At 33.0% G+C, this 16,089-nt stretch carries 11 protein-coding genes and 1 rRNA gene; 10 read left to right on the top strand and 2 right to left on the bottom strand.

Annotated elements, in window-relative coordinates:
* The 10 genes from CS063_RS16235 to CS063_RS16280 all read left to right on the top strand — a co-directional run.
* A 23S ribosomal RNA gene (locus CS063_RS16235) occupies positions 1-299 on the top strand; the annotation flags it as partial.
* A 244-nt stretch (positions 300-543) separates the two neighbouring features.
* Positions 544-1,539, top strand: coding sequence for a substrate-binding domain-containing protein (locus CS063_RS16240; protein ID WP_099450739.1), 996 nt, complete (start codon positions 544-546; stop codon positions 1,537-1,539).
* Positions 1,540-1,548: 9 nt separating this feature from the next.
* Positions 1,549-3,141: a response regulator transcription factor gene (locus CS063_RS16245; protein ID WP_099450740.1), complete on the top strand. Its 1,593-nt coding sequence runs from the start codon at positions 1,549-1,551 to the stop codon at positions 3,139-3,141.
* Positions 3,138-4,919 carry a sensor histidine kinase gene (locus CS063_RS16250; protein ID WP_099450741.1) on the top strand — a complete coding sequence of 594 codons (1,782 nt, stop codon included), beginning with the start codon at positions 3,138-3,140 and terminating at the stop codon, positions 4,917-4,919. Before CS063_RS16245 ends, CS063_RS16250 begins: the two co-directional genes overlap by 4 nt.
* Positions 4,920-4,946: 27 nt before the next feature.
* The gene (locus CS063_RS16255) at positions 4,947-6,491 is read left to right on the top strand and encodes an ABC transporter substrate-binding protein (protein WP_099450742.1); all 1,545 of its coding nucleotides are present in this window, start codon (positions 4,947-4,949) and stop codon (positions 6,489-6,491) included.
* Positions 6,492-6,627: 136 nt separating this feature from the next.
* Positions 6,628-7,710 (top strand): substrate-binding domain-containing protein, encoded by a 1,083-nt coding sequence (locus CS063_RS16260; RefSeq protein ID WP_099450743.1) that lies wholly within the window; start codon positions 6,628-6,630, stop codon positions 7,708-7,710.
* A gap of 80 nt (positions 7,711-7,790) precedes the next feature.
* Entirely contained in the window at positions 7,791-9,314 is a 1,524-nt protein-coding gene (locus CS063_RS16265; RefSeq protein ID WP_099450744.1) for a sugar ABC transporter ATP-binding protein, read from the top strand.
* The gene (locus CS063_RS16270) at positions 9,301-10,305 is read left to right on the top strand and encodes an ABC transporter permease (RefSeq protein WP_308415550.1); all 1,005 of its coding nucleotides are present in this window, start codon (positions 9,301-9,303) and stop codon (positions 10,303-10,305) included. The genes CS063_RS16265 and CS063_RS16270 overlap by 14 nt, the downstream gene beginning before the upstream one ends.
* Positions 10,306-10,334: 29 nt before the next feature.
* Positions 10,335-11,474: a Gfo/Idh/MocA family protein gene (locus CS063_RS16275; protein ID WP_099450746.1), complete on the top strand. Its 1,140-nt coding sequence runs from the start codon at positions 10,335-10,337 to the stop codon at positions 11,472-11,474.
* Positions 11,475-11,495: 21 nt separating this feature from the next.
* Positions 11,496-12,485, top strand: coding sequence for a sugar phosphate isomerase/epimerase family protein (locus CS063_RS16280; RefSeq protein WP_099450747.1), 990 nt, complete (start codon positions 11,496-11,498; stop codon positions 12,483-12,485).
* Between the two features lie 67 nt (positions 12,486-12,552).
* On the opposite strand, the gene CS063_RS16285 is transcribed toward CS063_RS16280, so the two are convergent.
* Positions 12,553-14,157, bottom strand: coding sequence for a response regulator transcription factor (locus CS063_RS16285; RefSeq protein ID WP_099450748.1), 1,605 nt, complete (start codon positions 14,155-14,157; stop codon positions 12,553-12,555).
* Positions 14,157-15,920 (bottom strand): cache domain-containing sensor histidine kinase, encoded by a 1,764-nt coding sequence (locus CS063_RS16290; RefSeq protein WP_099450749.1) that lies wholly within the window; start codon positions 15,918-15,920, stop codon positions 14,157-14,159. The genes CS063_RS16285 and CS063_RS16290 overlap by 1 nt, the downstream gene beginning before the upstream one ends.
* Positions 15,921-16,089: the final 169 nt, after the last annotated feature.

A 16,089-nucleotide genomic window follows, 5' to 3' on the forward strand; every position in this document is an offset into this window, starting at 1 on the left:
CAGTTCGGTCCCTATCCGTCGTGGGCGCAGGAAGTTTGAGAGGAGTTGTCCTTAGTACGAGAGGACCGGGATGAACGGACCACTGGTGCATCTGTTGTCATACCAATGGCATAGCAGAGAAGCCAAGTCTGGAAGGGATAAACGCTGAAGGCATCTAAGCGTGAAGCCCCCCTCAAGATAAGACTTCCCATTCCGAAAGGAAGTAAGACCCCTTAGAGACTATGAGGTAGATAGGCTTAGGCTGTAAGTGCAGTAATGCATGTAGGTACTAAGTACTAACGGTTCGAGGGTTTGACCTAAAATAAGATGGTATGACCATCATAACGGTTAAAACAAAATATGTCGTAGTATTTGTTTTTGAGAGCATAAGAGATAATGACACCCGGAAGGGTGTTTTTTTTTGTACTATTTTCTTGTAAGTTAGATGGTCTACAGTATATAAAATTTATTATAAAAATACATAATATTGAAAAAAATGTACAAAAAGATGTATAATGGAAGAGGAAATATTGTAAATTTTTTAGTAGTTAAAAGGAGGCATAGATGAAAAATAAAGTAAAAGCCCTGTTATTGATTAGTTTGATAGGAGGTTTTACTTTTGTGGGCTACTTTAGTTTGAAAAAAAAGGAGATACCACAGAAAAAAGTTATTGCTGTAAGTATGATTGGAGAGACTCATGATTGGCCTGTTGGAGTAGCCTATTATGCTCAGCAAGAAGTAAAAGAGGTAGCACAGCAAAATAACTGGGAATACAAATTTATAATTTCTGCAGACACTAACGAACAATCCGCACAATTAATTGAACTTGTAGAAGAAAAGGTAGACTGTATTGTGATGTTACCTATGGATGGAGCTTCTCTGAAAACAGCAGCTATGATTATTAAAGATGCAGGGATTCCACTAGTTATATTTGATAGGGAAATTCCTGACTTTGCACCAACAGCTACTGTGAAAGGAGATAATAAAGGAATTGGTATTAAAACAGCAGATCTTTTTAATGGCTACTTTCCAGATGGAACAAAAGTTTTAGAATTTATGGGAGATACATCTACTGTACCTCAGCAAAGAACAGATGGATATGATGAAACGATTAATAATAATTTTAAGAAAGAACAAGTAGGTTATACGGGATGGCAAAGAGAAGATTCAAAGCAATTGCTTCAGCATTGGGTGAGAGATCACTCAGAACAAGAAATAGATGGGGTAGGGGCTATTTTTACTCATGATGATGAAATTGCATTAGGTATTTTAGATGCATTAGATGAGTACAGTATAAAAAATGATGGCAATAAAAAATTTAAAAACTTGAAAGTTATTGCAGGCTCAGCAGGTTCTAAAGAAATGTACCATCGCATACAGAATGAGAAACAATATATATTATTTTCATTAACTTATTCACCTACAATGATTAAAAAGGCTATCCGTATAGGCGAAAAGATAATTAAGGGCGAAGATTATGAAGAGGTAACTATTATTGAGACAGAGGAAGTCAATAAATATAATGTTTTAGAATACTTGAATGAAAATTCACCATATTAGGGGGCCACTATGTATCGTTTAATAGTTGTTGATGATGAGAAAGCTATACGAAAGGGAATTTGTGAATATATTGACTGGGAGAAAATGTGTTTTGAAGTTGTAGATTCTTTTGAAGATGGGAAGGAAACCATAGAGTTTCTAGAGCGAAATAAGGTGGATGTGGTATTAACAGATATTAAAATGGCGGAAGTGTCTGGGCTGGAGTTAGCAAAATATATTAAGGAGCAAGGGTTAAAGACAAAGGTAGTAATTATCAGTGGATATAAAGATTTTGAATATGCCAGAAAGGCTCTTAAGTATGATGTGGTGCATTATTTATTAAAACCTATTAGATTGGAAGAAGTGACAGAGGTATTTCATAAGATTGCTAAGGAATTAGATGAGGAAAAAGAAAAAGAAAGGAAAAGGAATTTAGAACTAGAGGAATTCAATGCACTATTACCAGAGCTAAGAGAACAATTTTGGATAACCTTACTCGTAGGAGGATTGAGATCAAAGGAATTACTCATTAAAAAGAAAAATTTATTACATTTGGCATTAGAACTTGATAAGCCTTGCTGTATTCTAAGTATAGACTGGGAATTAGAAGAACATACGGAGAAGTTTAGAAAAGAAAACTTCCATAATCTTATAGATAATATTTTTGGAGGTAAAGTGGAAGATTTAATAAGTTTTCCTGTATTTTTAGCAGAAGATATTTTAAAAATCATTGTTGTTACAACTGTCAATGAATCTATCCAACTATTTGAAGAACGGATAAAGTCTCAAATAGAAGAAAAATGTGAAATTGCTAAGGTATTATTAAAGATTAACTTTAAAGTTACCATTGAAAAAATATTCCCAGATATTCTTTGTATGACAGATTATAACAGTAGCATTATAGAAAATAGAGAAAGTGAAAATAATTTAGAGCAGCAGAAAATACTTCCAGAGGATTATAAAAGGTTGACGCAAAAGTACAAGCTACTTATGACAGTTATTAATGATGGAGATTTCGAGATTCTAAATGATTTAATAGAAACTATTTTTTATGAATTTCATAAGCTACCCTTAGAAAAAGTAAAAAAGTTAGTTATTGATATGTTTTCTATGCTTTCTAATAAGTGTATGAAAATAGAGATAGACTTATGGAGAGATATTGATGAGACATTACATTATCAAAAAATTTTAGAGACTAAGACCTTACAACAATTAAAAGTACAGTGTAAAGATATGTTTCATCAGGCGATGAAAGTAGTAAGAAATAAGCAAAATGCAAATTCCAGACATTTTGTGGATCAGGCACTAATTTATATAAAGAGTAATTATCATGATGATATTTCCTTAGAAAATATAGCAGATAAGCTTTTTTTAAATGCCGCTTATTTTAGCCGACTTTTTAAACAGTATATGGGAATGACGTTTACAGATTATTTGATAGAGTTAAGAATGGAAAAGGCAAAGGAGCTTCTGAGCCTAGGAAAGTATAAGGTATATGAAGTAAGTAAAATGGTAGGCTATAAAAGCGAAAAATATTTTTTTCGTATTTTTAAACAATATACGGGATATTCACCAACTGAATTCTATAGGCATACAAATTTAAATGAAGAGGCTAAAGGATGAAAAAAGATAGTAGAATCTTGCAATATATACAAGATTATCGATTTAATAGTATTTTAGTTAAAAGCTTTGGTATTATACTAGGTCTTCTGATTTTAACTTATTTCATTATTATTTTTGCGGTATCGCATAAGATGGATCGTATTATTGCAGAAGAAGTAGGGAATATGAGTACCAACGCACTGGCTAAAACAAGAGACCGTATAGATGTTGTTATGAACGAGGCTGTACAAATTGCGGGGCAGCTTTCATTAGATGAAGAAGTTTATAAATTTTTATTACCAGATACCAAGGAGTTATTTGGAAGAGATCAAGTAATAAAAGTTAAAAATAAGATAGAAATGTACTCAGGAGTTTTTGATTATATTGATACGATTTATATTTACTCTAATAAAAGTAAGTATATTGTAACTAATAGTGGGGGAGGAAAAATTAGTGAGTTTGACGACATGACATGGTTTGATAACCTGATTAAAAGGGAATATGAACCTAATCGGATGATTAGCAGGGTTAAATATGGTACCTATCCTTATCTGATTTCTTATATCCATCCTATTAGGCTAACACAGATGCAATTTTTAGGAGGAATTATTGTTAATATTGATACACAAAAGCTAGAAGATTTGATCATAGCCAATATAAAGGCTTCTCAAGAAAGGCTAGTCATTTTAGATGATCGCGATAACATTATTTTTAGTTCTAATAGAAATGAAATGGGAAAGAAGATTGATCAAATAAAAGGATATGAAAATATTAATTATCAGAATGAAGATGGTTATCAGATTATACATGAGGGAAAAGAAGATTTATTAGTAGCAGTGGATTCTTCTAAGGAATTTAAATGGAAATATATTTCCCTTACACCACTTAGCGCCTATGCAGAATATCACAATAGCATACAAGCTTTTTATGGTAAGCTCCTTATAGCGTGTATCATACTTTCAATTATAGCAACCTTCATCATTGCACTTTATTGTTATACTCCTGTAAAAAGTATTTTGGATCTTTTAAAGAACCCAGATACCTATGGAGAAGACTATGAAGGTGGGATAGGATTAAAGAAGGATGAAATCCATGATATAGCAGTTAATATTATACGAAACCTCTACTCTAACAAACAACTACAGCAAGAAATGAAAGAGTATACGAACATTATAAATAAAGCACAGCTTACAGCACTGCAAGCACAAATTAGCCCACATTTTATGTATAATACCTTAGAAAATATTAGATGGAGGTCTATAACTAGTAGTGGTGGAGAAAATGAGATATCACAAATTATTTTAAATTTATCAGAAATGCTTCGTATTAGTCTCGAAACCAATACACAGATTATTAGTATAGAAGAAGAAATTCACAATGCAAAGTTATATATAGAGATATTGCAGTTACGCTATGAAGATAAGATAAAAGTGGAATGGGATGTAGAAGAGGAAGTTCTTAAACATTCTATTGTTAAAGTAAGTTTACAGCCTCTTATTGAAAATGCAGTTTATCATGGTATTAAACCATTACGAAGGCTTGGTATTATTACCATCTCTATTAAAAAAGAAGATAAATACATTATTATTTATGTAAAAGATAATGGGATAGGTATGGATCAAGAGGAGGTTAACTGCCTAAACCAAGATATGGTAGAGAAGTATACATTGCAGCAAGAGCATATAGGCATTCGAAATGTCAATCAGAGATTAAAGTTGCTCATGGGAGATGAAGCAGGAATAAGCATTGCAAGTAGTCTCCAGGAAGGAACTATTGTTACTGTAACAGTGCCTATCTAAAAATTTATAGCGGCAAAGGAAGATAGAATGAAACCGAATAATTGGAAAATAGGAATAGGTATTTCTATAATAGCTTTAGCAGTTGTAATAGGAAATTATAGGGTAAAAAAGAATGAATTATATATACCTCAAGTAGAGGCTAATAAGGAAGAGATTGTGTTAAAGTGGATGATTTTTGGAGAAAAGTCTTCTAATTACCAAGGTGTAAATGCAAGATTCAATAAGGAATTGCAACAGTATTACCCAGGGACTACAGTAGAATTCGATATCATTCCTATAGAAAATTATAAAGAGCGTTGGGATATGAAGATGGCAACGAATGAAGCTGTAGACTTAGCTTGGATTGGTAATGATATTTTTAATTATACGGAGGAAGTGAAGAAAGGGTCTTTTATTGCTCTTGACTATTTATTAAGTACATATGGGCAAAACTTATTATCCGAAATACCTAGTGAAATTTGGAAAATGCAACAACGAGAGGGAAAAACCTATAGTGTTCCTTTACTAGGTGCACTCTATCGCAAAGACTATGAGATTGTGCTAAATAAGAGTTATGCAGCTTCTTATAATAGTTTGCAAGAGCTGATACGTATGAACAGAGAAAGCCCTTATACCACTAAGGAATGTTATAAAAGCATCGAAGCTTATCTAGCTTATATAGATAGGCAAGACCTAAGTCATACAGGGATATCTTATAAAACCTTTTCCAAGATAGTTGATAAAGGTTATGAAGGGATTTACGGACCAGAATCCCCTTTTGTTATTAAGATTTTTGACAAGAAGATGACTGTTTATAATAAGTATGAATTAGAGAATTATAGAGATTACTTTGAAACCATGTATGAGTGGTATCAAAAAGGCTATATACGTAAAGATATAGAAGAACTACTAGACCCTTATAAGGAGGATGGTAAGAAGTTTGGTAGTATTCTTTTTTTACAAGAATATGGCGAGCATGGTGTAGTGAGAGATAATGTAGATACAGAATATGAAATAATCAGCATACCTATACAGAATTATAAGTATATAGCTTATGATTCTACTAGAAATGCAGTTGCTATTCCAAAAACAAGTAAAAATCCTAAAAGAGCATTAGAGATTATCAATTTACTTAATTCTGAGGAAGGTGCCAAGTTATATCAATTACTAGTTAATGGTTTTGAAGGCAGACACTATGTTCAGTTACCAAATGGGCAAGTAAGAAGTGTGAATGATGAGAGTGGAAAACCGCTCTATAAGCTTTCTCATTATGCCTTAGGGAATGTCTTTTTAGATTTTGAAAATACTGAAGGGGAGTTTGAACAAATAAGGACATATAATAAAAAAGCCATAAGGTCTCCTCTTATAGGTTTTGAATTAGATACAAGGATGATCGTACTAGAGATGAAAAAAATAGATTTAGTTGTTAGGCAGTATAGAGATAAATTGATAAGTGGGACCTGTGAGAATTGGGAGGAAGTCTATCAAGAATTTATAGAAAAAATGAAACAAGCCGGTTCAGAAAAAGTAATTGAAGAGATACAAAGGCAAATTGACCTTTTCACCCAAATAAACAATACGAATATCAATTAAGGATACCTTATAAAATAATAAGAAGTTGCCATAAGACGTGTATTGTCGTTATAGTATACCTCTCCAAGCATGATTTTGATGCTATACTTTTTATATCAGATAAGTCTGAAAATAAAAAATAAAAAAGGAGAGAACTATGAGAAAAACACGTATCATGGCAACTTTTTTAGTTGCAACCTTGACAATAGCAATGATGGTAGGACTCACTGGATGTGGCTCAAGTGGAAGCAAAAAGGGGAAGACAATTGCGGTAATGGTACCAAGTGCAGATCATGGTTGGACAGGAGCAGTATTAACTTATGCACAACAAAAAGCTGAAATGTTAAATGCGGATAAAGATTTATCAGAAAAGTATTCTGTAAAGGTATATGCAGCAAAAGACGTAGAAGATCAGATTCAACAAGTAGATGATTTATTAACCAAAACTAATAGCTTAGCAGGAATTGTTATTTTACCTTATGATAATGGTCTTCAATCAACATTAGAGAAAATTGCAACAGCTAATGTACCTTTTGTTCAATTCGACCGTGTCATTAATAGTGATATTATTGATAAGAATGTAGTTGCGAATGTAAAGGGAGATAACGAAGGAATTGGTTATGAAACAGCAAAAAGATTTATTGCAGACGGACTGAGTAAAAATGACTATGTCTATGAAATGATAGGAGATAATTCTTCTGTACCTGAATTACGCTCTAAAGGGTTTAGAACGTATTTACAAGAACAAGGCTGGAGTGAGGATGAAATTAATAAGGTAGTAGTGAAATCAGCCGCAACTGGATGGAGCCGTGATAAAGGCAAAGAATTATTTGAATCTTGGTTTGGTAGTTCTCAATGTGATCCATCTAAGAAAAATTGGATTTATACACATGATGATGAAATTGCTATGGGTATTTTAGAATCTCTAAATGGTGCTGCCTTAGATGCAACTAAGAAAGAAACATTTATGGGGCAATTTAAAGCATTATCAGCATCTTCTGGCTTAGCAGAAATGTATGCGGTTCTTAAAGATAAGCATAAAACAATTGCTTATCCAACGACTTATGATCTTTTCTCAGTTACATACGACCCAGCTATGATTCAGGAAGCGATGCAAGTGATGATGGACTTTTTAAATGGAGATACAAGTATTGACCAAAACTATGTTATTCCTGTAAGTGTTGTAGATAAAGATAATGTAGGTGATTTTAAGGCATTTGGTTCTTATGAAGAAAAATAGTTAAAAAGTCAAGTGATCAGACATTTGATAGAAGGAGGGTTCTATCAAATGTCTAGGTCATTTGAAGAGAGGGGGGGCATATGGAATTACTTAAAATGTCCAATATTTCTAAGTCATTTTTTGGAGTTCAAGTATTAAGTAATGTAAATCTTACCATTAATAAAGGAGAAGTACATGCATTATTAGGAGAAAATGGTGCAGGTAAATCTACTTTAATGAATATACTAGCGGGTGTCTATACAAGAGATAGTGGGAGTATTATTTTTGATGGCAAAGAGTTAATACATACCACCATTAAAGAGGCAGAGGATATAGGAATAGGCTTTGTACATCAAGAATTAAACATTTTTAATGACTTAAAGGTTTATGAAAATATATTCTTAGGAAAAGAATTGATAAATGGTTTTAGAAAATTAGAGAAGAAAGCCATGATTAATGAGACGCGTGACTTGATGCAGAGTCTAGGAGTAGATATAGACCCTCTTGAACTCGCAGGGCATTTAGATACGAGTAAAAAACAGTTGTTAGAAATAGCTAAGGTACTCCATAGCAATGCAAAATTAATTATATTGGATGAACCCACGACTGCTCTCAATAATGAGGAAATAAAAAAACTATTTGGTATCATTAAGCATTTAAAGAAGCAAGGTAAATCCTTTATTTTCATCTCTCATAAAATGCCGGAAATATTCCAAATTTCAGATAGGTATACAGTGCTTAGAAATGGAAGCTTTATTAAATGCCAAGATATTAAACATACTAATCCTGAGGAAATCACGAGATATATGGTAGGAGAAAGCTATAATAGTGAATCCATGTATGAGACAAGAGCATTAGGAGAGGTAGTGTTAGAGCTAAAAAATCTTTCTGGAGAAGGGTTTTCAAATATTAATTTAAGTGTTAAAAAAGGAGAAATCATAGGACTTACAGGACTTCAAGGTGCAGGTTGCTCAGAAGTTATACAAACTATTTTTGGTGTAATGAGAGCAAAGAGTGGTGAAATAAAAGTACATGGAAAGGTAGTTACTCAAAATGATATTCAAACAGCTATGAAAAATAAAATTGCAATGGTAGCTGCCAATAGAAAAGAAAACTCTATTATTCCTGATATGAGTTTATTAGAAAACATTTATATTTCGGAGCATGTCCTTAATTATAAAAAGCAGCATATTGTTAAACAAAGGGAAATAAATAAATATACACGATTAAAAGAATTGCTAAATATAAAGGCTAATCATTATGGTGATGCCATTACTAGCTTATCAGGAGGTAATCAGCAGAAAGTCATTTTGGCAAGGTGGTTAAATACAAAGGCAGATATTATTTTATTTGATAATCCTACACAAGGAATTGATGTAGGAGCAAAAAGTGAGATTTATAAGTTGATTCTGGAGCTCTCTAAAGAAGGTAAAACAGTTATTATGAATACCTTAGAAATACCAGAGATTCAGAAAATAGCAGATAGATGTATTGTTTTTTATCATGGAGGAATAGAGGTAGAGCTTCATCGCAATGAAATCAATGAAGAAAATGTCATGCTTCATGCCACACATGCCGTGCATACAAGATTAAATGAAAAGGAGGAAGAAAATGACAGAGATTAAATTAGAAAGTAGAAAAGCACATCATCAGGTGAATATAAAAAAGCTATGGAATGAGTGTAATTACATTTTGATATTTCTAGTAATTTTTATTGTTTTTCTCATTATAAATGGTAGTGAGACGTCTTGGACTAGTATTACGAATATCCTTTTACATAGCTCTATTATAGGTAGTATTGCTATAGGAATGGGATTAGTCATCTTAACAGATGGTATCGATTTATCAGTGGGTTCTATGTTTGTATTTGTAGGAGGCCTTACAATTTTATTTTATAACATAACGGGTAGCATCTTATTAACTTTAATATGTGCACTAGTAATAGGAGGAATTTGTGGAGGAATCAACGGTATACTCGTTGGAAAGTGTAAAATGCCTCCTTTTATCGTAACCCTATCTACAATGCTCATTTTTCGCTCTATTTCTCAATATATGATGAATGAGATGGGAGAGACAAGATATCGAATAGAAGCATCAATGGCAAGCTATACGGCATTATTTGAATTTGGTAATGGGAATGTATTTACTATCCCTAATTTGGCATGGGTATTCCTATTTATTGTATTAGCAGCTATTTATATGACCACTAATATGAAATTTGGGAAAAATATTTATGCTGTAGGAAGTAATGAACGTGCAGCTAAACTTGCTGGTATTAATGTAGAGTGGGTTAGAATCAAAGCATTTGCCATATGTGGTGCATTAGTAGGAATAGCTGCCTTCTTAAAAATAGCAAAAGATACTTCCTTTGACCCTGCTACTTCTGGTATGAATTTTGAATTGTATGCTATTGCATCTGTAGTTATTGGTGGCATTAGTATGTCTGGAGGAAAAGGAAAAGTAGTAGGGATTATGTTTGGGGCTATGGCATTTACCATTATAGATAAGATTATTACCGCGTTAGGTATGAATGCATTATTAAATGATACCGTAAAGGGAATTATTTTACTTATTGCAGTTGGAATACAAATGATTCAGAAACGTTCTAGTAAGTAAAAATATAGATAGAGGAAGGAAGAGGAAATATGGGGAAAGTTTTAAGTTATGGAATGGTAGGAGGAGGACCTGATGCCTTTATTGGAGATGCCCATAGGAGAGCAATAGCATTAGATGGAAAAGCAAAACTTGTTGCAGGTTGTTTTTCACGTTCTTATCCAAAGACCTTAGAAACAGGTAAGCTGTTAGGGGTAGAAGTTGACAGGTTGTATGAAGATTACGAACAAATGGCAAAAGCAGAAGCTGCAAGGGAAGATGGGATTAATTTTGTAGTTATTGTAACTCCTAATTATGCACACTTTGCTGCTTGCAAAGCATTTCTAGAAGCAGGGATAGCAGTATCTTGTGATAAACCACTAGCTGTAAGCTTAGATGAAGCAGAAGAACTTGAGCGAATAGCGAGAGAAAAGAACTTACTCTTCATGGTAACGTATGTTTATTCAGGTCATGTGACAGCTATGCATATAAGAGAAATGATTAAAGCTGGAGAGATTGGTGACATACGTATGATTATGGGGGAATACCCTCAAGGTTGGTTAGCTTTTGAAGATATATCAGGAAATAAGCAAGGGGAATGGCGAACAGATCCTGCTTTATCAGGTAAATCCAATGCCTTAGGAGATATAGGAACCCATATAGAAAACACAGTGTATCGAATGACGGGGTTAAAGATAAAACGTGTCCTAGCAAAGATGGATATCATTGTACCTAATAGGAGATTGGATGATAACTCAGTAGTACTTGTGGAATATGAAAATGGGGCATCTGGATCTTATTGGGCATCTCAAATAGCCATTGGACATGATAATGGCTTAAGAATACGTATTTATGGTAGTGAAGGAAGTATTTCATGGTTTCAAGAACAACCAGAGAATATTGAATTAGCAAAGGCTGATGGTACACTCATACAAGTGCATAGAGGACATGGGGCTATAAAACCAGTAGCAGCTAAATATACACGTCTTCCAAGCGGACATGGGGAAGGATGGTTTGAGGCCATGGCAAATCTATATAGTAATTTTATTGACTGTCTTATTGCAAAAGAAGAGGGTACTTTTGATAAAAACATGATTGAGTATCCTACAGTTGAAGATGGTGTAGATGGGGTGCGTTTTGTAGAAGCGTGTATAGAGAGTACAGAAAAAGGCAATGCATGGGTAGAATTTTAAATAAAAAAAGGAGGCAATTAGATGGGAAGAACAGTAACTTTATTTACAGGTCAGTGGGGAGATTTATCATTAGAAGAAATATGTAAAATAGCAAGTGAGATGGGCTATGAAGGATTAGAACTTGCCACATGGGGGCATATCAATTGCCATAAAGCTGCTACAGATGAAGCTTATGTAAAAGAAGTAAAAGAAGTGCTTGAGAAGTATGGATTAACATGTTATGCATTAGGTGCGCATTTGCCAGGACAATGTGTAGGAGATTTATGGGATCCTAGATTAGATGGCTTTGCCCCTTCACATTTAGCAGGGAAGCCAGATAAGATTCGTGAATGGGCGATAGAAGAACTAAAAGATACAGCTAGGGCAGCTAAGGCATTAGGATGTAAGGTGGTAACAGGGTTTATGGGTTCAGCTATATGGAAGTACTGGTACTCTTTCCCTCAAACCACAGAAGCTATGATTGAAGCTGCATATAAGGAACAAGTGGATTTATGGACACCTATCTTTGATGTGTTTGATGAATGTGGTATCAAATTTGCTTTAGAGGTACATCCTACAGAAATTGCTTTTGATTATTACACTACGGAAAGGTTATTTAAAGCCTTTAATAATCGAGCTACACTCGGAATTAACTTTGATCCAAGTCATCTGATTTGGCAAGGGGTTAATCCAACTATTTTCTTACAGGATTTTATAGATAAGGTGTATCATGTACATATGAAGGATACTTTTGTGAATTTAGATGGGAGAAATGGTATTTTAGGTTCACATTTAGCATTTGGAGATATGAGAAGAGGATGGAACTTTGTTTCGCTTGGACATGGAGATGTAGACTTTGATAAAATAATACGTGTACTGAATGAAGCAAATTATCAAGGACCATTATCAGTAGAGTGGGAAGACAGTGGCATGGACAGGATTTTTGGAGCAACAGAAGCTTGTGCATATGTTAAAAAGATTGATTATAAACCATCATCTATTGCTTTTGATGATGCACTTAAAAATGAATAAGAATGGCTAGTAGATTGATTAAGAGCCGACACCAACTAAAAAGTTTGTGTGTCGGCTCTTTTAATATTTAACACCTACTTGAAGTTTTATAATCCTGAAAGCTGATAGTAGCTACTTTTTTAAAACATTTAGTAAAGTAATTGGGATCCGGGATGCCTACCTCTTGAGCCAATTGATAAGCTTTATAATTGGAATATTGTAGGAGCTCCATTGCTTTTTTTATACGTATTTCTACTAAGTATTCACTAAAAGATTTATTTGTTACCTTTTTGAAGGTTCTACTTAAGTAGCTAGAGTTGATATGGAATAATTGAGCGATATTTGTTAAAGTGATTGTTTCATCAGAGTAATGGAGCTCCAAATAATGAATGATTTGGAGCACGATATCATTTAATTTATGTCCGTTGATACCATAGGTTAAGGCACATAACTCATTTATGAGATGAAGGGTATAGTTTTCCATATCTTTGTAGCGTTCCATATCAATAATTTTTTTATAAGAAGTCTCAATAAATGAAAGTGAAGAAGGGGGGATGCCATTTTGAGTAAGTGTTTTCACTATTTCTTCTAGAGTATTAATAATTTTATATTTTATATAAGTAACATCAGATAAATTTTGAGCCAAATGACTGTGTAATAAATTTTGCATATTTTTGATGGCCTGTTCAGCAGAACCTGACTGGATAAGAAGTACCAGTTGATGAAGGGTATCTTCCTTGGAAAAGTCATAAGTTATACCTGTCTGCATGAAAGGGTGATTATAGACAATAGATTCTCCAAGTATATGGCATAGTTTAAGGGATGTTTGTGCATCCTCATAGCATTGTTTAAGCGCTTCAAGATGAGCTGTAGTTGTGCTAATCCCACAATGAACTACTGTGTTTAAATTAGCTTCAAGATAAGCAACAATATGCTCTGTAAGCTCAGGCAAATAAACAGTAGCACTATTACATAGGATAGCAATCTGTTGCTGGTTGTCTAAAAAAACATAAAGTTTATAGAGGGGAGTATATTGTTCTTCAATGTAATGCATACAGTTTTTAAGAATAGCACTTTTTTGACTAGCAGAATACTTGCTTATAGGAAATAAAACAGCAATTAGTGCCAATTGAAGATGCTCACTAAGCTCTGGATAAATACTATTTCTAGCTTGCAAATCTTTAAGAAGCTCTAAATTGGTGAGGTCTCCTTGGATTAATTCATTTAAACATTTATTTCTTAGAGAAAAGATATTGTTTTGTACATAGGTATAGGAAACTTCAAGCTCTGTTAATTTTTTACGTCTATTGCGAATTTCAAGGGCTAGTTTGTTAAGTGTATCTGTAATGATAACCGGATCAATAGGCTTTAAGATAAAATTATGTACACCAATATTAATAGCTTCTTTTGCGTAACTAAATTGATCATGGGCGGTAATGATAACAACTTGGATATCAGTATAGGTTTCTAATATTTGTTTTGAAAGTGCAAGCCCATTCATATAAGGCATTTCAATATCTGTTAGAACAATATCGGGGTGACATTCTTCTATGAGAGTTAAAGCTTCAATGCCACTACTGGCGTCACCTACAATTTCAAGGTTGAGATTATCCCAATCAATACAAAGCTTAAGCAAGTTTTTTACATTTTCTTCATCATCTACAAGTAGTACTTTTAGATTTTGGACACACATTATATAGCCTCCTTAATAGGTATCTTTAAGATAATAACGGTTCCTTTAAAAGGTTCACTTATTATGTCATAGACATCATTACTTTCATAATAAATTTTAAGACGAGAGATGGTGCCACGTAAGCCAAAACTAGCAGTATTACGGTCAAGTGTTTCTGCTTCTAGGTGCTGCATTTTCTCTTTGGTCATGCCTAGGCCATCATCTTCTACTGTAATATAAAGTTTATTTTCTTTGATAGAAGAGGTAATAAGGATATTTCCAGGTTCACCACTGGGTTTAATGCCGTGATAAATACAGTTTTCAACTAAAGGTTGAAGAGAATTTTTAAGGATAGGTAGGGATAGGGTTTCTGGGGAGAGGTCATAAGAATCAGCCAGTATACTGCCATACCTAAATTTTTGTATGATTAGATAGTTTTTAATAATTAAAATTTCCTCTTTTAGTGTATGTGTTTCTTTTCCTTTATTTAAGCTAGACTTATAAAACTGTCCTAAAGCATTAACGGCAGTATAAGCATCTTTATTATTATTACTCAGTATAAGATACCCAATGCTGTCTAGGGTGTTATAAAGAAAATGTGGTTTAATCTGCTCATTTAAGATATCTAATTCATATTTCCTTTTTTGCTTTTCTATTTGAACTTCATGTTTAATCATTTTTTCAATTTCATGAATCATAATATTGTAAGTTGCTTTAAGCTCTCCAATTTCATCATTTCCCACCGCAATATCCACTGGTTTAAAGTGTCCTTTTTTTACACCTTGCATACAAGTAATGAGATTTTTAATAGGCCAAGTTACTAAATTAGCTGTAAATAAAGAGGCAGATAGAAAGATAATGATGGTAATTAATGCTAGGAGGATTAAGGTACTCATAAAGGCATTAAGTGTATTATTCAGTGGATTAAGTGCGGTATAGCTAATGATTTTCCAATCGTATTGAGGCAGACTAGAGGCCAGTACAAAGTATTTGGAACCATTCATTTTTTCTATTGTTCCTTCTGAATAGGCTTCATAAGGTTTAGACAAAAACATTTCCAGAGGTTCTTTTGTTTTAATAATAGGGTTATTATTTCCATCAATTAAGACAAAGGAAGAACCATACTTAGCTTGTACTTCCTCAATAATAGGTGAGAAAAAATCTTGTGAAATATTAATAACTAGAATACCAATAGGCAAAATATCATTAATATCATAAACCACACGCATAAGAGAAATGTTATTTTTTCTTGTATTGGGAAGAAGTGTATTTTGTGCGTTGATGGTAATAAAATAACTTCCCTTAAGACTTATAACTTTTTTATACCAAGGAGCGGCTTGCAGTTCATCAATAAGAGAATAGGTAACAGACTGAGAAGCGTTAATATTAGAGCCATCAAAGTGGTAAATATAAATGGAGTCAATAAAAGGAAAAGTTACATAAAGGTTAGTAAGTGTTTGAGTAGCTTTTTTTCGTAATGCAATAGGAGTAGCAGCAGTTTTCAAGTAGTTGTTGATACTAGGATCTGAAATAATAAGCTTTGAGACGTTGTTAATGGTCTCAATATTGGCATCTATACTGGATTTCATTAAATCAATAGATTGAAAAGAACTTTGCCTAAGCTGAGTAATCTTTTGTGTATTAAACACTTTTGTATAAAGTAAACTAGCAGCGATTGCATAAATGAAAATAAAAACTGTAAATATAAATATAATTTTAAATTTTATAGATAAATTTAAAAAGAAACGTTGTAATTTTTTTGTGAGACTAGAAATAAAAAGCATGAAAGCCTCCTTAAATTAAGCAAAAGCCTTATTGATTATTTATCTATATTCACAAAATAGAGATACAGAATAGCTATAATTTTATAAATATAGATGCTATTATAATAAGATAAAAATAAACTAAAGTAAATAATATACAAGATAAAAGTCATATATCTACGTTTAAGTT

The organism is Sporanaerobium hydrogeniformans, assembly GCF_002735925.1.
Classification (GTDB): domain Bacteria; phylum Bacillota; class Clostridia; order Lachnospirales; family Cellulosilyticaceae; genus Sporanaerobium; species Sporanaerobium hydrogeniformans.

Coding starts and splice junctions, on each gene's coding strand:
- CS063_RS16240 (WP_099450739.1), top strand. CDS start 544: ATGAAAAATAAAGTAAAAGCCCTGTTATTGATTAGTTTGATAGGAGGT.
- CS063_RS16245 (WP_099450740.1), top strand. CDS start 1,549: ATGTATCGTTTAATAGTTGTTGATGATGAGAAAGCTATACGAAAGGGA.
- CS063_RS16250 (WP_099450741.1), top strand. CDS start 3,138: ATGAAAAAAGATAGTAGAATCTTGCAATATATACAAGATTATCGATTT.
- CS063_RS16255 (WP_099450742.1), top strand. CDS start 4,947: ATGAAACCGAATAATTGGAAAATAGGAATAGGTATTTCTATAATAGCT.
- CS063_RS16260 (WP_099450743.1), top strand. CDS start 6,628: ATGAGAAAAACACGTATCATGGCAACTTTTTTAGTTGCAACCTTGACA.
- CS063_RS16265 (WP_099450744.1), top strand. CDS start 7,791: ATGGAATTACTTAAAATGTCCAATATTTCTAAGTCATTTTTTGGAGTT.
- CS063_RS16270 (WP_308415550.1), top strand. CDS start 9,301: ATGACAGAGATTAAATTAGAAAGTAGAAAAGCACATCATCAGGTGAAT.
- CS063_RS16275 (WP_099450746.1), top strand. CDS start 10,335: ATGGGGAAAGTTTTAAGTTATGGAATGGTAGGAGGAGGACCTGATGCC.
- CS063_RS16280 (WP_099450747.1), top strand. CDS start 11,496: ATGGGAAGAACAGTAACTTTATTTACAGGTCAGTGGGGAGATTTATCA.
- CS063_RS16285 (WP_099450748.1), bottom strand. CDS start 14,157: ATGTGTGTCCAAAATCTAAAAGTACTACTTGTAGATGATGAAGAAAAT.
- CS063_RS16290 (WP_099450749.1), bottom strand. CDS start 15,920: ATGCTTTTTATTTCTAGTCTCACAAAAAAATTACAACGTTTCTTTTTA.